This is a genomic window from Winogradskyella sp. R77965, from assembly GCF_044594915.1.
Taxonomy (GTDB): domain Bacteria; phylum Bacteroidota; class Bacteroidia; order Flavobacteriales; family Flavobacteriaceae; genus Winogradskyella.
Map to the genome: position 1 here is coordinate 2,478,088 of NZ_CP138990.1, position 22,386 is coordinate 2,500,473.

The 22,386-nt window shown below is 33.4% G+C and carries 22 protein-coding genes; 4 read left to right on the plus strand and 18 right to left on the minus strand.

All coding sequences use genetic code 11. The features are described from left to right. The first annotated feature begins 126 nt into the window (after positions 1-126). Together SJY34_RS11050 and SJY34_RS11055 are read left to right on the plus strand one after the other, a co-directional pair. On the plus strand, positions 127-2,196 hold the full coding sequence (locus SJY34_RS11050; RefSeq protein ID WP_400075617.1) for an HAD hydrolase-like protein: 2,070 nt from the start codon (positions 127-129) through the stop codon (positions 2,194-2,196). 230 nt (positions 2,197-2,426) lie between these two features. Beyond that, a complete protein-coding gene (locus SJY34_RS11055) occupies positions 2,427-3,341 on the plus strand; it encodes an ABC transporter ATP-binding protein (RefSeq protein ID WP_400075618.1) in 915 nt (304 codons plus the stop codon). Here the strand turns inward: SJY34_RS11055 and SJY34_RS11060 are convergent, their stop codons facing one another. The 18 genes from SJY34_RS11060 to pdxA form a co-directional block, all read right to left on the minus strand. Beyond that, positions 3,342-5,594, minus strand: coding sequence for an RND family transporter (locus tag SJY34_RS11060; RefSeq protein ID WP_400075620.1), 2,253 nt, complete (start codon positions 5,592-5,594; stop codon positions 3,342-3,344). Next, a complete protein-coding gene (locus SJY34_RS11065; RefSeq protein ID WP_400075622.1) occupies positions 5,594-6,160 on the minus strand; it encodes a 4'-phosphopantetheinyl transferase superfamily protein in 567 nt (188 codons plus the stop codon). Before SJY34_RS11065 ends, SJY34_RS11060 begins: the two co-directional genes overlap by 1 nt. Beyond that, positions 6,157-6,411, minus strand: coding sequence for an acyl carrier protein (locus SJY34_RS11070; protein WP_400075624.1), 255 nt, complete (start codon positions 6,409-6,411; stop codon positions 6,157-6,159). The genes SJY34_RS11065 and SJY34_RS11070 overlap by 4 nt, the downstream gene beginning before the upstream one ends. Before the next feature lie 21 nt (positions 6,412-6,432). After that, positions 6,433-7,707, minus strand: a complete 1,275-nt coding sequence (locus SJY34_RS11075; RefSeq protein WP_400075626.1) for a beta-ketoacyl-[acyl-carrier-protein] synthase family protein — start codon at positions 7,705-7,707, stop codon at positions 6,433-6,435. Next, complete coding sequence (locus SJY34_RS11080; RefSeq protein WP_400075628.1) at positions 7,704-8,141, minus strand: 3-hydroxyacyl-ACP dehydratase FabZ family protein; 438 nt, start codon at positions 8,139-8,141, stop codon at positions 7,704-7,706. The genes SJY34_RS11075 and SJY34_RS11080 overlap by 4 nt, the downstream gene beginning before the upstream one ends. Before the next feature lie 4 nt (positions 8,142-8,145). Continuing rightward, positions 8,146-9,198 carry a type III polyketide synthase gene (locus SJY34_RS11085; protein WP_400075630.1) on the minus strand — a complete coding sequence of 351 codons (1,053 nt, stop codon included), beginning with the start codon at positions 9,196-9,198 and terminating at the stop codon, positions 8,146-8,148. Beyond that, complete coding sequence (locus SJY34_RS11090; RefSeq protein ID WP_400075631.1) at positions 9,199-9,909, minus strand: methyltransferase domain-containing protein; 711 nt, start codon at positions 9,907-9,909, stop codon at positions 9,199-9,201. Beyond that, the gene (locus SJY34_RS11095; RefSeq protein ID WP_400075633.1) at positions 9,906-11,039 is read right to left on the minus strand and encodes an NAD(P)/FAD-dependent oxidoreductase; all 1,134 of its coding nucleotides are present in this window, start codon (positions 11,037-11,039) and stop codon (positions 9,906-9,908) included. Before SJY34_RS11095 ends, SJY34_RS11090 begins: the two co-directional genes overlap by 4 nt. Positions 11,040-11,045: 6 nt before the next feature. Continuing rightward, complete coding sequence (locus SJY34_RS11100) at positions 11,046-11,552, minus strand: YceI family protein (RefSeq protein ID WP_400075635.1); 507 nt, start codon at positions 11,550-11,552, stop codon at positions 11,046-11,048. A gap of 119 nt (positions 11,553-11,671) precedes the next feature. Then, a complete protein-coding gene (locus tag SJY34_RS11105) occupies positions 11,672-12,121 on the minus strand; it encodes a 3-oxoacyl-ACP synthase (protein ID WP_400075637.1) in 450 nt (149 codons plus the stop codon). Then, on the minus strand, positions 12,121-13,233 hold the full coding sequence (locus SJY34_RS11110; RefSeq protein WP_400075639.1) for an NAD(P)/FAD-dependent oxidoreductase: 1,113 nt from the start codon (positions 13,231-13,233) through the stop codon (positions 12,121-12,123). The genes SJY34_RS11105 and SJY34_RS11110 overlap by 1 nt, the downstream gene beginning before the upstream one ends. 52 nt (positions 13,234-13,285) lie before the next feature. After that, complete coding sequence (locus SJY34_RS11115; RefSeq protein WP_400075641.1) at positions 13,286-15,979, minus strand: reprolysin-like metallopeptidase; 2,694 nt, start codon at positions 15,977-15,979, stop codon at positions 13,286-13,288. A 144-nt stretch (positions 15,980-16,123) separates the two neighbouring features. Next, the gene (accC, locus tag SJY34_RS11120; RefSeq protein WP_400075643.1) at positions 16,124-17,476 is read right to left on the minus strand and encodes an acetyl-CoA carboxylase biotin carboxylase subunit; all 1,353 of its coding nucleotides are present in this window, start codon (positions 17,474-17,476) and stop codon (positions 16,124-16,126) included. Between the two features lie 75 nt (positions 17,477-17,551). Then, positions 17,552-18,037: an acetyl-CoA carboxylase biotin carboxyl carrier protein gene (gene accB / locus SJY34_RS11125; protein WP_400075645.1), complete on the minus strand. Its 486-nt coding sequence runs from the start codon at positions 18,035-18,037 to the stop codon at positions 17,552-17,554. A 30-nt stretch (positions 18,038-18,067) separates the two neighbouring features. After that, positions 18,068-19,063 (minus strand): beta-ketoacyl-ACP synthase III, encoded by a 996-nt coding sequence (locus tag SJY34_RS11130; RefSeq protein WP_400075647.1) that lies wholly within the window; start codon positions 19,061-19,063, stop codon positions 18,068-18,070. A gap of 177 nt (positions 19,064-19,240) precedes the next feature. Continuing rightward, the gene (gene rpmF / locus SJY34_RS11135) at positions 19,241-19,444 is read right to left on the minus strand and encodes a 50S ribosomal protein L32 (RefSeq protein WP_008269858.1); all 204 of its coding nucleotides are present in this window, start codon (positions 19,442-19,444) and stop codon (positions 19,241-19,243) included. A gap of 8 nt (positions 19,445-19,452) precedes the next feature. Continuing rightward, entirely contained in the window at positions 19,453-19,992 is a 540-nt protein-coding gene (locus SJY34_RS11140) for a YceD family protein (RefSeq protein ID WP_400075648.1), read from the minus strand. Positions 19,993-20,071: 79 nt separating this feature from the next. Next, on the minus strand, positions 20,072-21,112 hold the full coding sequence (gene pdxA / locus SJY34_RS11145; protein ID WP_400075649.1) for a 4-hydroxythreonine-4-phosphate dehydrogenase PdxA: 1,041 nt from the start codon (positions 21,110-21,112) through the stop codon (positions 20,072-20,074). A gap of 98 nt (positions 21,113-21,210) precedes the next feature. Here pdxA and SJY34_RS11150 point away from each other — a divergent pair, with 98 nt between their 5' ends. Beyond that, on the plus strand, positions 21,211-21,801 hold the full coding sequence (locus SJY34_RS11150) for a riboflavin synthase (protein ID WP_400075650.1): 591 nt from the start codon (positions 21,211-21,213) through the stop codon (positions 21,799-21,801). A 33-nt stretch (positions 21,802-21,834) separates the two neighbouring features. Continuing rightward, positions 21,835-22,005 (plus strand): hypothetical protein, encoded by a 171-nt coding sequence (locus tag SJY34_RS11155; protein WP_400075652.1) that lies wholly within the window; start codon positions 21,835-21,837, stop codon positions 22,003-22,005. Positions 22,006-22,386: the final 381 nt, after the last annotated feature.

Consider the following 22,386-nt stretch of genomic DNA (forward strand, 5'->3'; position numbering starts at 1 on the left):
AGAATAGCGGGATTATTCTGTACTTTAACTAATTAATTAAGTTTTTAGTTTTGTTTATTACTATATTGTCGTTCCAAATTTACTAAAACTCGTAAATGTAATTAGCTATTAATCAAAACAATTTAATTGTCACTTAACCAACTACATAAATATCTGAAAGAGAAAGATATAAAATTTCTTTTTACAGATTATTACGATACTCTCGTTCATAGACATGTGCATCCTAATTATACTCAGAGGATTTGGGCTAAGTACATGATTAGAGAACTCGGGTTAGATATGTCTATTGACGAGCTATATTTCATAAGAAAAGATTCCGTTAAATATCTTGCTAAGATCTTAAAAAAAAATGCTGTAGAAATTTCTTATAATAAGTTAAAGGAAGAAGTATGTAAGCGACTCATTAATTCAAAGATTTTACCTGAAAAATATAAAGATAATTTTCTCTCACTCTTCGAAGATGCTGACTTTAAATCTGAAGCTAGTGTTCAATATGTTAATCAAAATGTGTTAGACACTTTAAAGTATTTTAAATCTAATGGTGGAAAAGTCTATTTGGTTTCAGATTTTTATGGTTCTAAATCACTGTTTAAAAAATTACTCGATCATCATGGGATTTCAGAATTATTTAACGGTATATACAGCTCTGCGGAACTAGAAAAAAGTAAAGATTCAGGTACCTTGTATTCTCATGTGCTTTCAGATTTATCAGTTACTCCCAATGATGTAATGATGATTGGCGATAATTTGAGAAGTGATTACAATAATGCTTTAAAAAATGGTTTAAACGCCTATCTACTCCCTCATAAAAAATATCTAAAAAATAATAAGCGCAACAATTTTGGAAACGATAAAAAACGCTTACAACAAATTATTAATAAGATTTATAAAAAGAGTCGTAAGAGTTCTTCAATTCCATATACTGAGTATGTCGTGTTCTATTATACGTTTGTAGAGCGCATGTACAAAATTTGCAGAAAGGATAATATAAAAGATCTTTTTTTTCTGTCTAGAGAAGGTCAATATCTCAAAAAGCTATTCGACTCATATCAAGAATTTTCAATTATAGATAACACCAAAAGAATAAATACACATTACTTAAAAATTTCGAGGCATGCTTCATTTCAAATTAAATTAAAGGATCTTAAAGTTGAACAATTTGAGTATTTGCAAAAAAAGTTTCCTAACCTTCCTGTTGACAATTTTTTAAGTGCTGTTAACTGTCCTGAAAACCTAAGAAACGAGATTATTTCTCAACTCAATACGAATGGAAAAACAGCGGTAAATGCCTTTTTTAGTTCTTCAATATTTGAAGAGTTAAAGAAAAATAAAACCTTTGTAGATTATTACGAACAGCATAGAAAACTAAGCAATAACGCTTTTGGAACTTATATAAATTCTTTTAATACAGACATTGAAGCCAACGGTCTCTCTATTGTGGATATAGGTTGGGGAGGAACAATGCAAGAAGCCATCTATAAGTTTTTTGATGAAAAAATACCAGTAACCGGTTACTATTTTGGACTTAATGAAATCTATGATATTCAACCAAATACCAAGCGTCATGGTCTTATATTCTCTATAATGCCATATAAAAATTACTCAGATTATATTCTAAAAGGGAATACACAGCTTTATGAGCAATTTTCTGCAGCGAATCATGGTAGCGCCTTGGATTATAGTTTAGAGGCTAAAGATTATACTATTGAGCATCATCGGCGTGAAGAAAAATGGTTATACGATAATCATATTAAAGATCATCAGAAAGAAATGTTTGGTCTGCATGAGTCACTTTTAAAAAATTTAGACGCTTTATGTTATGATCAGGATATGATGCAAGATTGTATTTCAAAGTTGGCTTTAAAGGTTGGTTTATTCCAAAGCAATAAAAAGTTGAAATATCTCGATACTTTGAGTCACGGATTTTATCAAAATGTTGGAAATAATAAAGTCGGAATTTCATATAAACCACCCAAAATTAAGTATCCTAAAAAAAGCATCATTAGTTTTTTAATGACTCCTGAAAAATATTTCAGATATTTCGTTAAGCTAAAACCAATGCTTTATCAGAAAAATAAAATTGTTGCATTTTTGACACCAATGTACTTAATTTACCTTTATTATGGCTTTAACAGGTATATTCGTTTTAAAGTTTTACACCGCTACGTTGTGTTAAAATTCAATGCTTTTAAATAATTAGTCCCTCTGGCACTATAGATTTTATCGTAAATCCTGCGATTAAAAGAAACAAGCGGAATTTAATTTTTTTTGCGACTAGAATCTGAAGGAAAAATCATGAAGCGAAAGTTTATCAAAAAATAGATTCCTTCTTGCGCTGAAATAACAATAAAAAGAAAAACCGTCCCGATTAAATCGAGATGGTTTTTTTGTGCAAATTAAATTTTTGAAACACATATCTTTGCATCATGCTTCAAGTAAAACATGTCAGTTTTGGATATTCTGAAACTAAAATTTTAAAGGCTATTGACTTTAAAGTTAAAGCTGGTGAAAACTTAGCCGTTATTGGCGAAAGTGGTTCAGGGAAAAGCACACTACTAAAGCTTATTTATGGTGAGTACGATTTAAATAAAGGGCAGATTTTTTGGAATGATGAAGAAATCCTTGGTCCAAAATATAATCTAGTCATTGGCTACGATTTCATGAAGTATGTCTCACAAGAGTTTGACCTGATGCCTTTTACTTCAGTTGAAGACAATATAGGTAAATACTTATCTCGTTTTTATCCTGAAGAAAAAGAGAAGAGAACTGCAGAACTCATAAAAGTTGTAGAACTTGAAGCGTTTGCTAAAACCAAAGTAAAACTACTCAGTGGAGGGCAAAAACAACGTGTAGCTATCGCAAGAGCATTGGCAAAAGAACCTGAAATCTTATTATTAGATGAGCCTTTTAGCCATATCGATAATTTTAAAAAACAATCCTTAAGACGGAGTGTTTTTAAACATCTCAAAGAAAATAATATTGCCTGTATTGTCGCTACACACGATAAAAACGATGTCCTTGGTTTTGCTGATGAAATGATAGTACTTCATCATTCTAAAATAATAGCTAAGAATACACCTCAACACTTATACAATAACCCAGAACTTCCATTAATTGCTTCTTTTTTTAGCGAGTTTAATGTTATTGAACCGTTTGGAATTGTTTATGCGCATCAGCTTAAAATTGTAGAGCAATCCGATCTAAAGGCTGATGTAAAAGCGTCATATTTTAATGGGAATTCTTGGTTGATTGAGGTTGATTTTAATTCTGAATCTATTTTTATTGAAAATGAAAATGAAATCCAAAAAAATAGTACGATATACTTTAAAACTGAAAATTAGCTACCTGTCGAAACGTTTTAGCAAAGCGGGCAAATAAAAGATATCAGTTACTAAAGCCATGGCTACTGTAACAGCGCAAAGTAGGCCAAAATCTCGTACAGATGGTGTTGCACTAGATGCAATAATTAAGAAGCCTCCAACTAAGGCAATAGTTGTAGATATCAGTGCACTACCTGTATAAAGCATGGCATTATCCATACGTTCTTCTGGTGTGCCCATTATGGTTTTACTTTTCCTATATTTATAAACCAAATGAATAGTGTCATCCATGGCGATACCTAACATTATTGGCGTAATCATAGCTGTTGTCACATCGAGTGGAATATCTAGTAGACTCATTAATATTCCCAAAATGGCTAAGGGTAAAATATTCGGAATCAATACTAAAAGTGTGGTTCTTAGACTTTTTATAAAAATCCATAAACATAAAAACGCTACAAAAAAAGCAGCAAAAAACGACTTAAACTGGGTCTCTAATATAAAGTTGTTAAGTTGCGCAAATACTACTGCAAAACCGTTTATCTTAAGCGTATAATCATCTGTGTTGAATGATTCCTTAAAAGCGCTCTTTATATCTTCCAATACCTGTTCTAATTCAGAGGTTTTCATTTCGCTAAGAGTCAGTGTAAAACCCGCTGTGCTTAAGTCCTTAGAAAATAGTTTAAAAAAGTTGTTGTCGGTGTTTTCTACAGAAGATAAAGTATTCTTAAGCCTGTTCTCAGTTACATTCGACTGAAATAACACAGGAGTCCGTTTTTCTAAGAATGATTTAAAATTAACTACTGAAACAGGATTAGAAATAAACACATTGCTTTCAAGTTTGTTCTGGAACTTTTCCAATGCTTTCATAGCGTCTTTATTCAAGATATTTTGGGCATTTTTTTTGGAAACATTAATTTGCAATCTGTTACTTCCGCCCAGTTCAACCTCAACTGTTCTTAAGTCTTGTTTTGCTTTTCCTTCAGCTAAAAGATTTCTAGAATTGGTGTCTATTTTTACCTGAAATATAGAATACAAACCAAACAAAAGTACAGCCGTAAAGCCAAAAATAATTGATGTTTTATGCTGAGAAGTGAGAGCATTAAGCCACTCTATAAATTTGTTCTGAGATAACTTTTTTATACTTAAAACTGGTTTTACTGTTTCAAAATTTAGGTTCATAAAACTGAAGCCTATAATAGTAATCACATACACTAAAATAAAACTCAATACTAGGCCAATACAGGTAAATACTCCCATATTTTTAAATGCAGGAAGTGGAGATAAATATAAGGCAAAGTAACCAACAAATGTCGTTAGCGTTGTGTAGAAACAAGGTGTAAAACTTTTCCTTATAGCAACTGCTAATAATTCAACTTTAGACAATGATTTATTTATAAGCCCTTCTTTATGATATATATTAATAATGTGCACTGCATCACTAACACTGTAAACCATAAGAATGGTTGGAATGAGCATAGAAATCATATTCAATGCAAAACCGAGAGATGTAATTAATCCAAACAATAAGGACACAGGTACTGCAACCGACAATAATGAAATAATGAGATAACGTTTACTTGGCAATAAAAACAAAAGCATTAAAGTGATTACAAGTACTGTTAGAATACCAAAAGTTAAACTTTCTTTATAAATACCTTTGCTGTAAGCCTCATTTAAAACTGGTGGACCAGTTAAGTAGTAATTGCTGTATTGCCTTTCTATAATACCTCGCATCTCACCAGCGATATCTTGGCGTTTTTCTTCAATAGTTGGCGTCGGATTTAATTGGATATAAAAGAATTGATTTTTGTAATCCTTGGTGACCAATTGCGATATAATATTTGGTAATTTTGAAAAGAGATTTTTTAAACCCTTTTCACTTCGTTTATCATTATATAAATCGTCAAAATTGATTTTGTTATTGGCATAAATAGGATATTTCGCTTTTGCCAAACTGAATGTTGTATTTACATAAGGCAAAGCTTCAATTTGTTTGTGCAAATTCTCTAAGGCTTGCATTTCGCTCTCACCAATAGCATTTTCTACAGGTAGCATGGTGATGTAAATCTCATCAGAGCCAAAGTTTTCCTGAAAATCTATATAGGCTTTATAACTTGGATCATCTTCTAAAAACCAAATAGAAAGCGAGTTATCTACACGCAACTTTTTAAGCGTTTGATAGCCCGAAACACTCATTAAAATCGTAAGAACAACTATGATTGCTATTCTAAATTTGATAATAAACGCTATTATGTTTTGAAGTCTTTTCATTAAGTTGAAATAGCAAAAGCACCATAATTACCATGATGCGCTAAGCTTACGTTTATACATTTTGAATTGAAATGGACTGTTGGTACTCCAATTTCATTTTTGTGGAAACTTAAACTTTGTTTTTGAATATCGTACATATTTGAAATCAATGTTAAAATTTCAGATTTTAAAATTTCACTATGTTTCTTAACATCAAAGTGATTAAAAACCATTGAAATAGAAGTCATTTCCACATCTTCGAAACTCGCTTCAGACATTATAAAACTTGAGGTGGTTTTTGTTTTTACAAAACATCGAAAATTCTGAAACGTTACTCTTCCTAAATTTTCTTCAACTGTGCATTCAAATGCTTTTGGATTATAAAATCGACTTGGATGTAGTTGTGTATATAATTTATAAGCGGCCTCTTTCATGGACCACAATTTCCAAACCATAAGAAATGAGTCAACAGAATTAAGAATAATATACTGTTCTTTTTCTGTGAATAGTTTATCTAAAAATCGAGGTCTTTGCCAGTTAGATTTTAGCTTAGCTTCAGTAATATCAACAATATCATTACCTATCATTTAGCTGCTAGCTTAGTATTAATGATATCCATTGTAGATTTTACATCAAGCATTTTTTCCATGTCTTCATTCTCTAACCTAATATCAAATTCATCTTCAACATCTAGAATAATATCTACTAAGTTCGCTGAATTAATTTGTAAATCGTTGACAAAATCAGTGTCTTCTGATAGATTTTTAAAAGCATCTTCATTTTGAATATATGGAGCGACGATCGCTTTTAGTTTGTTAATTAATTCTTCGTTTATCATAGTGAGGTTTTCTTAGCAAAGTTAAGCTATATATCGCTTAAATAAAACACAAGCATTTACATCTCCAAAACCAAAACTCGCTTTGGCAATGACTTTAAAATTTAAGTCTATTTTCTGAGTTGCTATGGGTTCTGACCCTATTAAATTTTCAATATCTGGATGTAAATCTTCACAATTAACATTTGGTGCAACAAACTGATTTTTTAATTGAATGACACTAGCGACACATTCAATAGCTCCTGCTGCTGCAAGACAATGCCCAATTGTTGATTTTGTTGAATTTATATACGGAAAATCTTTTCTTTTCCTTTTCAAGGCTTTGGTCCAGTTTTCAATTTCTAAAGCATCTTTAGTAGTGGCTGTTAAATGACCATTAATTACCTCGACATCATTTGCCTCTATTCCTGAGTTTTCAATAGCTTTTTTAATGCAACGTTGAACGGCTTCAGCGTTTGGTGCTGTTAGTGTTCCTCCTTGACGCTGCCCTCCTGAATTAACCTCTCCACCTAAAACCTCTGCATAGATTGTCGCTTTTCGGTCTAAAGCACTTTCCAAAGATTCTAAAACCAACACTCCTGCTCCGCTTCCAGGTACAAAACCTGATGCTGATGCGCTCATTGGTCGAGATCCTTGTTCTGGGTTTTCATTATGCTTATAAGTCATTACACGCATCGCATCAAAACCTCCCCAAATATATGGTCCGTGATCACTGCAGCTCCCAACTAACATACGCTTAGCTTTACCTGCTTGTATGCGATCAAAACCCATTAATAAAGCTTCCGTTCCTGTTGTACAAGCAGAGGAATTTGTTGTTACCTGATTGCCTAAACCCAACATTCCTCCAAGATATGCACTTATACCACTCGCCATGGTTTGTACAACCACTGTACTTCCTAAACGCTTTACTTGATTATCATCTAGCTTGTAAATCGCTTCGCGGAATTTCTCAACACCAGATGTGCCTGTACCAAATATAAGTCCTGTATCATAATCTAATTGACTCTCGGTATTCTTTTCAAAACCAGCATCTTTCCAGGCGTCTATTCCTGCAATGCATCCATATAATATCCCTGAACTATTAAATCCTCTGAGCTGCAAGTCTGTAAAATATTGTGATTTTAAATCTTCTGAAATATTTGGAATGCCTCCAATTTGACAGGAGAAGTTTAAATCTTTAAGTTCTTTGTGAAATGTAATGCCTGATTTACCCAGTTTTAAAGCTTGGGTAAAATCTTTAACTCCAACTCCGTTTGGTGCAACAACACCTAACCCTGTTATGACAACTCTTTTTTTCATGCTTTCAACATTCCTGAAATATGTCCTCTGCAAACCAACTCCCCTTTTTCATTCATCATTCTCACTTTGCACTTTAGTTTATTAAAACGAAACACTTCTTTTTCTGAAATCACCCTTATCTTTTCATTTGGCAGAACAGGTATATAAAAATCCATTTGGTGTGAGGTTAATGCTATTTGTGGTTTTGAAGATTCGGTTAAATGGTCTTTCAATAAATAGATTCCTAAACACACTAAGCCAATTTGAGCCATGCACTCTGTTAGAATGACTCCTGGTGTTATTGGATTGTCTTTGAAATGACCTTTATAAAACGATTCGTCTTTTCTAAATCTATAATGTCCTGTAATTCCTTCTTCGGAAATTATATCTATTCCATCTACAAATAGAAATGGCTTTTGATAAGGTAAAAGTTGTATGATTTGTTCCTTTTCCATCACCTTACCACTCTAACAAAATACGCTGTGCAGAAAATCCTGGGCCAAAACTGAGCATTATTCCTTTATCCCCTTTTGGTAAATCTCTATCCATAAAACGCTCTAGCACATACAAAACAGTCGCACTGCTCATATTACCATAAAGTCTTAAAACTTCCTTTGTATCATCAATGTTCTTACCGAGAGACCCAAATAAATCCTCTACGGTTTGTACAATTTTTTTGCCACCAGGATGAAACACTAAATGGTTTATGTCTTCAATCGTCAAATTATTTCTTTCTAAAAATGGATGAATAATCTTTGGGAAATGGTCTGCTATGGTTTGCGGTACGGATTGGTCTAGTACCATTTGCAGTCCGGTGTTTTTCAACTTAAAACCCATCATGTGCTCGGCATCAAAAAAATGATACATCGCTTCATCTTTAATTTCTGGTCCGACCTCATCTTCATAAGACGATAGAATGACGCTTGCACAACCATCACCAAAAATTGCAGCACTCACTATATTCACCATAGAATAATCATCAAGTTGAAAAGTCGCTGTAGGCGATTCTACCGCAATGACCACTGCCCGTTTATTAGGGTTTGCTTTTAGAAAATTCTTAGCATATAGAATGCCTGAAACACCTGCTGCACAACCCATTTCAGTAACTGGTAATCGTACAATATCTTGTTTCAGTTTTAAGCTATTTATCAAATAAGCATCTAAAGACGGAATCATTATACCTGTGCAACTTACCGTAATAATATAATCAATATCTGTCGGCTTCAAATTGCCCTTATCTAGAGCTTTAATAAGACTTTGTTCAGCTAGCTTTATAGATTCTCTTATGTAAATGTCATTTTTTTCTTCAAACGATGTTTTTAAAAATACTTCATCAGCATCCATTATAGAATAACGTTTGTCTACAGCAGCATTTTCAAAAATTTTCAAGACTTTTCGTTTAAAACGCTCTTCCTGACCCTCTAGCCATAATTCTACAAAAGGTAAAATATCTTTTGTTTCTCTGGTATATTTTGGGAGTTGCTTTGCTACTGACGTAATTTTTACTGACATCTACGTTTTAATTAGTAATTGGTAACGGAATGCCCATTTCCAATGAATTTGTGATCTGAGGTTTAATTTCTTTGAGATACGTTCTAAATCTTCACGTTTAAAAGCCCGGAGAATAGACGTTAATCCGTCTTTTTTTATCATATCATTTGAAATGACTATACCTAATAATTTAAACAAACCATAAGCAATCTCACTGCGCTGCAAATCATTTACAACAATCCCTAAAGTTGCTTTATTGGACAAAACTGATAATAGAGTTATTATTTCTTCTTCTTTAAAATGATGTAGAAAAAGAGTTGTTAATGCTATATCGAAATTGATTTTCGTAAATTCCTCAGAGAAAATATCTTCATTTCTAAATGTTAACTCCGGATAATTTTCTGATAATTCATTGGCATAATCAATCGCATCTAGATTAGCGTCAATTCCAATTAATTTAAACCTATAACCTCGCTTTCTACCAAAATCAGCGACTAATCTTAAAATATCTCCATGTCCACAACCTAAGTCTATAATGCTATATGTCTTATGTTTAGGTTTTCCTTTTAGTAATTGCTTTATTCCATTGATTGTAACCCTATTTCCTCCAAGCCATTTATTTATACTTCCTAATTTATCTAAAGTGTCTCTCAGTAATTCTCCATTCATAGAAAAATCATCCATGATTTCGGTTTCGTCACTTCTGTATGTTGTGTCAATAAATAAACTCATGGCACTTTCATAGGTTTTCCGTGTGTCATTCTTATAATTAATGGTATTAAAAATGGAAACCACCGCATTACCGCTAATAATTTCGGCGCCAACCAATCTTTTCTGAATAAATAGGCAATTGCGTGACCAACCTTTAAACGAAAACTGAACGTACTTTTCCAGTTCTTGGTATAGGCTTTTTCTAAAGCTTCCCTTGTTGCAATTTTTCCTTGAAGATAATCAATAATCAACTCAGATGCTAATTGTGCACTTCTAATCGCCATTCCCATCCCATTACCGCACAATGGATGAATCATTCCTGCTGAATCACCACACATTAATATATGATTCTCAACAGGACTTTTAGTTTCAAATGAAATTTGAGAGATAGTTAACGGCTTATTAAATTCTAAATTAGAATTCTTAAACAACTGCTTTAAAGCCAAATTTTTGAATAGTACTTCATTCTGAAAAGTAGCAATATCCTTATATTTTTTAAACGCATTGTAATCTGTAATGTAACATAAATTGATGTGGTCATTTTCAACCTTTGACACACCACAGTAACCACCTTTAAAGTTATGAAGCGCTACTTTATCTTCAGGAAAATTTCCTGAAACGTGAACTTTTACACCTAAATAAGGCGATTTTTTATTTATAAATTTTCGATCGAGTTTTATATCTAAATTAGAGCGCTTTCCAAATGCTCCTATCACTATTTTTGATTGGTAGGTGTGTTTCAATTTAGTTTCAATTTGAAACACATCTGTATCTAATTCAATATCAATTACCAAATCCTGAAGTACAGTAACACCACTCTCTAGTGCCAACTGATACAGTTGGTAATCCATCTCATAGCGACTCATTCCAAAACCACCAAGAGGTAATTTGGCCTCAATATTCTTATTATTATGAGTAGTTAATTGAAATTTTGAAATGCGTTTTGCACCAAATTTAAATGGATCAAAGCCTAAAAAAATTAAATATGGTAAAACTTCGTTAGAAATGTATTCGCCACAAACTTTATGCTTTGGGTAATTGCTTTTTTCTATTAATAAAACTTTGATGTTGTTTTGAGATAAATGAATAGCGTTGGTTAATCCCGCTAGTCCGCCTCCAATAATAATCACATCAAAATCTTGATTAATCATGTAAAATTATTGATAATAAATCACATTAATTTTTACCGTTTTACTCATTACGAAGCTACCACCACCAACATCATAATTTTGTCTGTTAATCTCAAAATTAGAAGTGATCTTCTGTTTATCTCCCACTTTTTCTACAGTAACTGGAATAGTAACCGTTTTCGTTTTTCCTTTGATGGTGAGACTAGCTTTAACATTGTACGCAGTAATAGTCTTCTTAGTTATGGTTGTGCTTTTTAATATAATGTATTTATGATTCTCAACATCAAAGTAGTCTTCTTCTAAAAGGTGTTCGTCTCTACTATCAATGCCTGTTTTAATTGAAGATGTAGTGATTTTTCCTGAAAGATTTTTGAGTTCAAAATTCGCGTCAAAATCTGCGTCAATTGTAAATGTATTAAAATATCCATCGACCGTTATACCAACGTTTTTTATTTCAAAATCTACAGAAGATTTCTGGCCAAAACCAAAAGCAGATAGACATATAAAGCATATAAAAATTAATCGTGTTTTCATAACTGTTTTTCTATCGTAAAGTTACTCTAATTATTTGGCAAGATGCTATAACAAAAACGTCATTCCCAGCAATAAAAGCGACAATCTATTTGAAATTAAAGGCTTAATTCTTAATGTTTTTATAAGACATCTATTATTGTAAATGTCTTAGCCCTAAACCTAATTTCATCTCCAACTGATTTAGAGATTAATAATTTACCTATTGGAGTAGCAACAGATATGCCATAAAAGGATTTATTCTTCAACTTAATTTCTCCAACACTTACACTAATAAAATAGTTTAAGTCTGTTGTTTTAACAACACTCCCTAAAGCTATAGTTTTATGTTTTATTTTTACATCTATCTTATGAAGCGTCTCGGTTAATTTTTGAATTTCTGCCAATTGATTTCCTGCCTTTTCGCGTTCGAGCTGAAGCATTGCTCTACCAGTTTCGTGTTTGTCACCAGCACTGCTTTTAGTTTCTGATTGGAGATTGTTTTGAATATCAGCAATTGTTTGTTGAATGATTCTTAACCTCTCGTTTAGAAGAGTTTCGCAGCGATTATATAATTGTTGTTTTACGCTCATTATAATAAATCTGCCAGTTCTTTACCAACCAAGCTACCAATAGCAACTCCCATTCCGCCTAAGCGCACTCCGCAAAACACATTATTTGATAACTGTTTTACAATGGCTTTTTTCTGTTTTCCAACTCCCATTATTCCACTCCATCGATGGTCTATCTCAAAATCGGTATTTGGTAAAATTGTTGTTTTTAAAAGCTCTTCAAGTTTGTTTTGAATAATTTCCGTTTCACCAAAATCTGAAGTTTCTTCTGTTATAAAATCCAAGTTTCTACCTCCTCCTAATAAAATTCTGTTATCAATATTTCTAAAATAATAATAACCTCTATCTAGATGAAAAGTACCTTTTATGTGCAGCCCATCAATAGGTTTCGTAATTAAAACTTGAGCTCTAGCCGGTTTAACTCCTGAAATATTTAATTGTTTTGCAAATCCATTTGTAGCAATTAAAAGCTTATGACTTGAGAATTCAAATTGATTTGTTTTTATTTTTACAGTGTTTGAAATTTCAGACAACGATTCAACGGCAGTATTATTTAATATTTTTATACCTAAGGACTGCACCTTAAGTAGTAATGCCTCCATCATTTTTCCGGTATCGATTTCTCCTTCAAATTGATTGAGGCTATATTTAGGCTTTATACTATTAAAACTGAATTTGTTTTCTACAAAAGAGAATACATCTTTGTTAAAAATTGGTTGCAGTAACTTATTAACTTCTTCTTGCTTCCCTAAGCAAGATTCGTAAAGTTCAGTATCTAAATCTACAAACAATTCGTAACCACCTAGATTTTGATAATTGATGGTTTTATCACCTAGGTTTTCTCTTAAAAGTTGCAAACCATTTATTCGCTTGTTTACAAGCTCCAAAACTTCTTTCTTAGAATGGTGTTGAAGATCTTCAATAATTTCGCTAAGGCTACCAAAACAGGCAAAACCTGCGTTTTTTGTGCTCGCTCCTTGAGGAAGTGTACCTTTTTCGAGAATTAAAATTTTGGCTTTAGGAAATCGGTTCTTTAGATACAGCGCACAGTTAAGACCGACAATTCCACTACCAATAATAGTATAATCTACGTTAGATAACCAACACTTTATTTCCCAATATGACAGGTTCATAGTATAAAAAAAGCTCCTAAAATTAGGAGCTTTTAAAGTATAAATTAAATTTTTAATCTACTATAATTTTCTTAGTCACTTTTTGTGAGCCATCTGCTATAGTTAATAAATAAACTCCTGATTGTGCGTTATTAAGTCTAATCACTTCTTCGAAGCGGCTAACATTACTGAATACATTTGTATAAATAGCTCGGCCTCTGATATCATAAACTTCAATCGTAATATCTTCTCCAGATTTTGAATTGAATCCAATATTAAATTGGCCATTATTTGGGTTTGGATAAATACTCAAGTTATCTAATTCGTTCTCAGCAACAGATAATCCTGCTGGTACACAAAACTCTACTGACCAACTATTTAAAGTTCCTACGTCTTCATCATAATTATCCACTAACGCAATTGTCCAAACACCATTCATTTCTAGACCATTAAAGACGCTAAGTGGGTTTTCTGGAGCATATGAGCCTGTGGTCGGAGATGCACAAGAAATGACTGGTAATTCATCCTCTAAGGTTACATCAATATTTCCAAAAGCCGCACTATTACATGTCCTATCCCACACATTAACAAAATCTGTTCCGTTAGGATGCTGTAACTGAATTATTAAATCCCCTACATATGGATGTGTAATATCCAATGAAATTTTCATACTTGAAATTGGACCAGAGTCGGAAACATTAAGCGAGCTAAAAGCAACCGCTCCTGCCTCATTGGCATCCGTTCCATCAGGAATCGCAACATTAACCGCACCCGACGGAAATTCATTACATACAATAGAACCTACTTGAAATGCTGTAGAGTTGACATTAAAAAAGATGTTATTATCTCCTACAACCATAACTCTACAACTTGTACCAGCAACATTATTTGGCACAGTAAAACTATGAGAACCATCATTTGGTGTACTTGATGCTAATACAGTATCAAAATTTACACCTTCGTCAGTAGATAGTAAAATATTAACATTTGTGGCGTTTACACCATTAGCATTTGTACCTGCAACATTCCATGTTACTGTTTGTGTTGAACCATTGTCCCAACTTATTCCTCCTGTATTTTGAGAAGTCACTGTAAACGGTCCAGCCGCAGTGGTTACGGTTGCAATCATTTGATCGACATTTGTTTGTCCGCCAGTTGCCTCGTTATCTCTTACGGTCAGACTATAATTAATTGCTCTATCTACTGTCGCTAATTTTTCCCAAGTAGTAGAAGTGCCTCCATTTGTTAATAGGTCGGAGAGTCTTGGAATATATCTAACTGGATTGTTAGTGCCTTTAAAAGATCTTACCAATGGACCTGTTAAAGTAGTTTCTGTTGGTAAACCAGCTGGACCTAAATCATACTGCTCCCAAGTATAAGTTAATGATCCCATTCCGTCTGGATCTGAGGAACCACTACCATCTAACATATATGGAGTGCCTTGTGGTATTGTGTAATTTGCGCCTGCGTCAGCAACAGGTTCGTTATTTCCTGTTGTAGTTGTATTCGTTGGGCAAGCACCTGAACTCGTGATATGGTTCCATATACGTTGTAAACTTCTTTGATGAAAGTAATCATCACTATTATTTTGAACATTGTCAGAACCACAAATACCTGCATATGCCATTATTGTAGTTCCACTTCCTGGTTCGTAAGCAGATGATGCTGTTCTATTATTACCTGCACAAAAAACTTTATTCCCATTAAACGTATGGGGTGACCCAAATTGATGTCCAAGCTCATGAGCAACAAAATCAACGTCATAAGGATCACCAACAGGTTGTGAGGTTCCTGTGACACCTCTTCCTTTGTTACTGCTGTTGCACGACGATCCCAGTGCAGCTAACCCTCCGGCACCAGTACTAAATGTATGTCCGATATCAAAATTAGCAGTCTCTATAACACTTGTTATTGTGGAATGGCTTTGATTAATTAATATTTCAGAGTCATTATTAGTAAAGGGATCATTTTCTGCATCAGTATAAATAATACTTGCATTATTGGCCACCAAGGTCATGGTAATGGATAGTTCTCTTTCGTATATGCCATTGACCCTTGTCATTGTCGTTGCTATTGCAGCCATTGCTCCAGCAACAGTGCCTCCATGGAATACCGCATACTCACCAGTACAAGCAATGGCTATACGATAATTTCTTAGCGTGCCATCTTCGGCGTTTTTTGTATTTGTTAACGCATCTGTGGTTTTATTCAATAATTCTGGTTCGTCAATAACTCCGCACACAAATTCCAAATTTTTAACTTCGGCGTTCTTTTTAGCATAAACTGAATAAATATTGCCTTCTGAAGAGAAAGGGTCTATAAATTGTGTGCCATTGGATGTTCCTAAAAACATAGCATTTAGCCCTTTGGGAGTTATACTAAACCTAATTGTTTCTGCAGGATTGTCAATACCCTGACCAGCATAAGATTTTATATTGGGGAATTGTGACTCAAGTTCTGGTGCCATTACAGAAGCTTCAAAAACTTTGTATCGATTTAATTTACCGTCTGCATTAGGAAAAGAAATTACCGTGTTTCCCCCATTTTTTCTATTCCCGGCATTTATTAATGAATTTTTTAATCGCTTAACATCAAGTTGATAAAACTTCTCTGCTGCTAGGCTTATTTTTCTTGAAATCTGTTTAGCTTTAAGAGCTTTAGTCTCACTGAGGCTAGTCCATAATTCATTTGAATTTTGTGCATCAATAAATAGGGAGCATAAACTAAAACCAATAACTGCTATTATTGTAAAGTTGTTCTGATTCATAACATTTCTTTTTCAACCCTTAAATTTAGTTGTATTTATTCTATTATCAAAAAAAGCAACTATCTCTTTTGAATCATAAAATGAATCTAAACCTCTAAAAAATCAAACAAAAAACCCAAGCTTAAAAGCTTGGGCATTACTATTTTATTCTTCTACTTCTTCTTGTATTTCGAAGTCTTCCATAAATTTAGTGGTATAATTACCTGCTAAATAATCTGGATGATCCATTAACTGTCTGTGAAAAGGAATCGTGGTTTTAATGCCTTCTATAACGAACTCATCTAACGCACGCTTCATTTTGTTAATTGCCTCTTCTCTTGTTTGAGCAGTGGTAATCAATTTTGCAATCATAGAATCATAATTCGGTGGGATACTGTAACCTGCATAAACATGCGTATCTAAACGGACGCCATGCCCACCAGGTGCATGTAAGGTTGTAATTTTTCCTGGAGAAGGTCTAAAATCATTAAACGGATCTTCAGCATTTATTCTACATTCGATTGAATGTAAGTTTGGTGTGTAGTTTTTTCCCGAAATTGGAACTCCGGCTGCTACTAAAATTTGTTCACGAATCAAATCAAAATCTATAACCTGTTCGGTTATAGGATGCTCTACCTGAATACGCGTGTTCATTTCCATAAAGTAGAATTTTCGATGTTTATCTACTAAAAATTCTACGGTACCTGCACCTTCATATTTAATGTATTCTGCAGCTTTGACAGCAGCTTTACCCATTTGGCTTCTCAATTTATCTGTCATAAATGGAGACGGTACTTCTTCAGTCAATTTTTGATGGCGTCTCTGAACGGAACAATCTCTCTCAGATAAATGACATGCTTTCCCTCGAGAATCTCCAACAATTTGTATCTCGATATGACGTGGCTCTTCAATAAGTTTTTCCATGTACATATCATCATTTCCAAATGCTGCTTTAGATTCTGCACGAGCAGATTCCCATGCATTTTGAAGATCTGCTGCTTTCCAAACGGCACGCATTCCTTTTCCTCCACCTCCTGCAGAAGCCTTTAACATTACGGGATAACCTGTCTCTTTAGCTAACTTTTTACACTCCTCAAAAGATTCTATGATACCTTCGCTTCCTGGTACACAAGGTACTCCTGCAGCTTTCATAGTAGCTTTTGCATTGGCTTTGTCACCCATTCGATCAATCATCTCTTCGGATGCTCCGATGAACTTTATACCATGTTCTTCACATATTTTGGAGAACTTAGCATTTTCAGACAAAAATCCATAACCTGGATGTATAGCATCAGCATTTGTGATTTCTGCTGCTGCAATGATATTAGGTATTTTAAGATACGATTCGCTACTTGGAGCTGGTCCTATACAGACCGCTTCGTCTGCAAACTTAACATGTAGGCTTTCTTCATCCACGGTCGAATAAACCGCGACCGTCTTGATGCCCATTTCTTTGCAGGTTCTAATAACACGAAGTGCTATTTCACCTCTATTGGCAATTAGTATTTTTTTAAACATAACTTTTAGATATTTAAAATTTCAAATTCCAAATTCCAACAACTTGGGAATTATACTTTGGAATTTTAAATCTGGTTATGATGGATCTACCAAGAATAATGGTTGATCAAACTCTACTGGTGACGAATCGTCCACAAGTACTTTAACAATTTTACCTGAAACCTCTGATTCAATCTCGTTAAATAGTTTCATAGCCTCAATAACACAAAGTACATCTCCTTCTTTAATTTCAGTTCCTACTTCAACAAAAACAGGTTTGTCTGGAGAAGGTTTGCGATAAAAAGTTCCAATAATTGGTGATTTTATTGTGATATATTTTGAATCTTCACTTACCGCTGTTTCTGGTACTGTCGTTTCGGCAACTGGTGCAGCGGGTTGCGCTGGAGCCGCTTGTTGCTGAATAACCGGTGCTGCTTGCATTGGCACTTGCTGCACTATTGTGGTGTCGCTTTCTGAACCTGTTCTAATGGTAATTTTAACGTCATCCATTTCTAACTTAACTTCACTCGCGCCAGATTTGGCTACAAATTTTATTAAGTTCTGAATTTCTTTTAAATCCATAATATTACGTTGTTTTTAGTTAGTTTTTTGTTAGGAATTATAAGCCCATTTAAAATAAATTGAGCCCCAAGTAAATCCACCGCCAAAGGCAGCAAATATTATGTTATCACCTTTTTTTAATTGTGATTCGTAGTCATATAACAATAATGGCAAAGTCGCTGATGTTGTATTACCATACTTCTGTATGTTCATCATTACTTTTTCTTCTTCTAGGTTAATTCTATTCGCCGTAGCATCAATAATACGCTTATTTGCTTGGTGAGCTGCTAACCACGTAACATCATCATTTGTTAGGTTGTTTCTTTTAAGAATTTTTTCCGAAACGTCTGCCATATTGAAAACGGCATTTTTAAATACTGTTTTACCATCTTGAAAAACATAATGTTTCCCCTCATTAAAAGTTTCCGCAGTAATAGGATAAGATGAGCCTCCATATGTAGCCTGTAGAAAGTCTCTTCCCTCTCCATTACTTCTTAATAATTCATCCTGTAAGCCCAAACCTTCTTCATTAGGTTCAAAGAGTACAGCACCAGCTCCATCTCCAAAAATGATACATGTGGCTCTGTCTTTATAATTTATAAATGATGAATTTTTATCAGCACCTATTAAAAGAATTTTTTTATAACGCCCCGATTCTATATATGCCGCCGCAGTTGACATACCATAGAGAAAACTAGAACATGCCGCTTCTAAATCGTATGAAAACGCATTTACCGCTCCTATTTGTGTGGCTGTATAAGCTGCTGTTGCTGCAGCTTTCATGTCTGGTGTTGCCGTGCAGACAATAACTAATTCAATCTCTTTTGGATCTAGGCCTTTTTTCTGAATAAGATCTTCTGCCGCTTTTATAGCTAAAAACGACGTGCCTTTTCCTTCATCTTTAAGAATTCTACGTTCTTTTATACCTGTTCTTGAGGTAATCCATTCATCGTTAGTCTCGACCATTGTTTCTAATACCTTGTTGGTCAAAACAAAGTCTGGAACATAGCCTCCGACAGCCGTAATTGCCGCTGTGATTTTACTCATTCTTAGGATTTAGATAATTAAAAGTATACAAAATTGACAAAAAGTGGTTTATTTTATTCAATTTTCATCAATTTTTGGCAAATATTAACGCAAAGTAAGTGGTTTTTGTGCTATTCAAAAAATAATAACAAAAAAAACGCTCACAAGTGAGCGTTTTCTTATATGCATGCATAATACTTATGCTATGTTTTCTTCTTCTACAGAATTATCAATCAATACTTGACCTCTGTAATATAATTTTCCTTCGTGCCAATGTGCTCTATGGTATAAATGTGGCTCACCAGTTGTTGGGCAAGTTGCTATTTGAGGTACAGAAGCTTTATAATGTGTTCTTCTTTTATCTCTTCTTGTTTTTGATATTTTACGCTTTGGATGTGCCATTTTAAATGTTATTTATCCGTTAATAGTTTTTTTAAATTATTCCAACGAGGATCAATTTCCTCTGATGATTTTGTTTTTTTATCCTCACTAGGACTCAATTCTTCTAATTTTGAAAGTATGTCTGATTGCAATGAGCCATCTTCAATACCTGGATGAGTTCGTTTAATTGGAACCGCTAGTACAATGAGCTCATATATATATTGTGCCACATTAATTTCATACTCACCATGTGGTATAATTAATATATCTTCATTGTCATCATTATACTCACTCCCAAACTTAACAACTAATTTATATTGGTCATTAATTGATTGATCATAAGGTTCGTTTGTTAAATCACAATTAACATTTACCGAGCCAACAGCAGAAAAATACAACTCTAACAAAGTTGTTTTCTTTTCAAAACTGAGGTCAATTTTTACATTAACTGAATTAAACTCATCATATTCAAAATGTTGAAAGAACGTATTATCAATTTGATAATCAAAATGATGCTCTCCGACTTTTAATCCTACAAAAGGAATTATATAATCATTAAGTGCCTTCATTACCACATTCATTTTGAGCGTGCAAATATATAAATTTTTCCTTATTTAACAGCTAGATATGAACAATTTTTGTTTATAACTATCTAGAGGCTTTTTTAAGTGGATTTTTACTGTACTGACTATACTCGTCTCTATTTCTAAAAATTTTAATAGCGGTATTTATAGCATGTTTCATTGAGTTTTCGTCAGCAATACCTTTTCCTGCTATTTCGTATGCTGTGCCGTGGTCTGGAGATGTTCGTACTTTATCTAAACCAGCTGTATAATTAACTCCCTGTCCAAAGGCAATAGTTTTAAAAGGAATTAAACCTTGGTCGTGATAAGATGCGATTATTGCATCAAACCTCTTGTAGGTATTTGAACCGAAAAAACTGTCTGCAGAATATGGTCCATAAATTAAACTTCCATCCAATTTTAATTTTTCTAAAGTTGGTTTTAGAATCGTATCATCTTCATTTCCAATAACACCATTATCTCCTGCGTGAGGATTTATGGCTAATACAGCTACCTTTGGTTTTCTTATACCAAAATCTTGCTTTAGCGATTTCATAACCGTTCCTATCTTTTCTGTTATGAGCTCTTCAGTAATAGTGCTACTTGCGTCTTTAAGTGGAACATGATCTGTTAAAAGCCCTACTCTAAGTTCATCAGAAACCATAAACATTAAACTTTTTCCGTTCAGTTCATTGGCTAAATAATCTGTATGACCCGGAAAATTGAATTTATCGGATTGTATGTTGTGTTTATTTATTGGAGCTGTCACTAACACATCAATCAATCCATCTTTTAATGCTTTTGTTGCTGCTTCGAGTGATTTTATAGCGTATTCACCTATTTTACTATCTTCTTTACCAAAATCAATTTTTACTGGTTCTCTCCAAACATTAACCACATTAACTTTACCGTGCACAATTTTTTCTGGAGTATCTATATTGAAAAAATTGATTTTACTCTGAAAGTGGTTTTTGAAGAATTGCATAAGCTTTCCAGACGCAAAAATAACAGGAGTATTAAGTTCTAAAGACCTTGAGTCTTCGTAGGTTTTGATAATAATTTCTGGGCCAATTCCATTAAGATCACCAACCGAAATACCAACAATTATCTTTTCTTCTTTTCTCATAATTAAGCCTTATCCTATTTTTTTATTAAAAATGATAAATCAGTTATATTATGTATTTAACTTTGCAATTGCAAATTTAACCAAATAAAGCACAATTTATGTTTACTGGTATTATTGAAGACTTGGGAATTATAAAAAACATTGTAACGGATGGTGGAAATATTCACATTTCTGTTAGCACAAATATCACTAATGAATTAAAAATAGACCAAAGTGTCGCTCATAATGGTGTCTGTCTAACGGTTGTAAGAATAGACGGAAACACTTATACGGTAACTGCAATAAAAGAAACATTAGATAAAACAAACCTTGGTTTGCTATCTAAAAATGATTCAGTAAATATAGAGCGAGCCATGAAACTTGGAGATCGTTTAGATGGCCATATTGTGCAAGGGCATGTTGATCAAACAGCAAAGTGTATTGATATTGAAGAAGAAAATGGGAGCTGGGTATACACTTTTGAATATGACAAAAGCCTAAACAATATTACGATTGAAAAAGGTTCAGTTACTGTAAACGGGGTTAGCTTAACTGTGGTAAATTCAAAAACAAATAGTTTTTCTGTAGCTATAATACCATATACTTATAACCACACAACGTTTAAAAACTTGAAAGTTGAGGATTCTGTAAATTTGGAATTTGATGTAATTGGGAAATATGTAAAGCGGCTTAACGATCTAAGACACTAAGCTACTCGTTTTGAGATTTTATTGCTTTTGTAGATGCCAAAAGTTAGTGCAATCACAAATAAAACAATAATTCCGCCATCGATAGGAAGTCCGGGAGGTGGAGGCGGCATAGGCGGAGGAGGCGTCGCTCCTTGGGCCATAGATGCGAAACCTGCAAAAAAAAGTGCGATTGAGGCTAACATATTTTTCTTCAGCATTCTATAATTAAGGTGTAAATGTATAAAAAAAATTAACCTAACAAAATTAAATTGAGTAAAAAACATCTTCTAACGGCAAATTTTATCGATTAAGTACTTAAAAAATAGTGGTTTTGGGGAAGATTCTTACAATTTAATGCGAATGCTTAACATAAATATAATATTAATTCAACTATATGAGCGTTTCAAACGTTCAAAAACTTAAATAAACGTTTAAGTATCAGTGGTTTTAAAATTAATTGAGGTTTAAACACCGCTTCAAATAGTATCAAAAATAAAAAACTGCTTCATTAATTTGAAGCAGTTTCAATTTGTGGTCCCACATGGAATACATTTAATTACAGTAATAAAGAGTTATGTAGTGTAATATGGAGTTTTCAATGTACTA

Coding starts and splice junctions, on each gene's coding strand:
- SJY34_RS11130 (WP_400075647.1), bottom strand. CDS start 19,063: ATGAGTAAAATCACAGCGGCAATTACGGCTGTCGGAGGCTATGTTCCA.
- SJY34_RS11155 (WP_400075652.1), top strand. CDS start 21,835: ATGCCAAAAGTTAGTGCAATCACAAATAAAACAATAATTCCGCCATCG.
- pdxA (WP_400075649.1), bottom strand. CDS start 21,112: ATGAGAAAAGAAGAAAAGATAATTGTTGGTATTTCGGTTGGTGATCTT.
- SJY34_RS11140 (WP_400075648.1), bottom strand. CDS start 19,992: ATGAAGGCACTTAATGATTATATAATTCCTTTTGTAGGATTAAAAGTC.
- SJY34_RS11065 (WP_400075622.1), bottom strand. CDS start 6,160: ATGATAGGTAATGATATTGTTGATATTACTGAAGCTAAGCTAAAATCT.
- accB (WP_400075645.1), bottom strand. CDS start 18,037: ATGGATTTAAAAGAAATTCAGAACTTAATAAAATTTGTAGCCAAATCT.
- SJY34_RS11100 (WP_400075635.1), bottom strand. CDS start 11,552: ATGAAAACACGATTAATTTTTATATGCTTTATATGTCTATCTGCTTTT.
- SJY34_RS11075 (WP_400075626.1), bottom strand. CDS start 7,707: ATGAAAAAAAGAGTTGTCATAACAGGGTTAGGTGTTGTTGCACCAAAC.
- SJY34_RS11150 (WP_400075650.1), top strand. CDS start 21,211: ATGTTTACTGGTATTATTGAAGACTTGGGAATTATAAAAAACATTGTA.
- SJY34_RS11070 (WP_400075624.1), bottom strand. CDS start 6,411: ATGATAAACGAAGAATTAATTAACAAACTAAAAGCGATCGTCGCTCCA.
- SJY34_RS11115 (WP_400075641.1), bottom strand. CDS start 15,979: ATGAATCAGAACAACTTTACAATAATAGCAGTTATTGGTTTTAGTTTA.
- SJY34_RS11090 (WP_400075631.1), bottom strand. CDS start 9,909: ATGAGTTTATTTATTGACACAACATACAGAAGTGACGAAACCGAAATC.
- accC (WP_400075643.1), bottom strand. CDS start 17,476: ATGTTTAAAAAAATACTAATTGCCAATAGAGGTGAAATAGCACTTCGT.
- SJY34_RS11060 (WP_400075620.1), bottom strand. CDS start 5,594: ATGAAAAGACTTCAAAACATAATAGCGTTTATTATCAAATTTAGAATA.
- SJY34_RS11105 (WP_400075637.1), bottom strand. CDS start 12,121: ATGAGCGTAAAACAACAATTATATAATCGCTGCGAAACTCTTCTAAAC.
- SJY34_RS11080 (WP_400075628.1), bottom strand. CDS start 8,141: ATGGAAAAGGAACAAATCATACAACTTTTACCTTATCAAAAGCCATTT.
- SJY34_RS11110 (WP_400075639.1), bottom strand. CDS start 13,233: ATGAACCTGTCATATTGGGAAATAAAGTGTTGGTTATCTAACGTAGAT.
- SJY34_RS11095 (WP_400075633.1), bottom strand. CDS start 11,039: ATGATTAATCAAGATTTTGATGTGATTATTATTGGAGGCGGACTAGCG.
- SJY34_RS11055 (WP_400075618.1), top strand. CDS start 2,427: ATGCTTCAAGTAAAACATGTCAGTTTTGGATATTCTGAAACTAAAATT.
- rpmF (WP_008269858.1), bottom strand. CDS start 19,444: ATGGCACATCCAAAGCGTAAAATATCAAAAACAAGAAGAGATAAAAGA.
- SJY34_RS11085 (WP_400075630.1), bottom strand. CDS start 9,198: ATGTCAGTAAAAATTACGTCAGTAGCAAAGCAACTCCCAAAATATACC.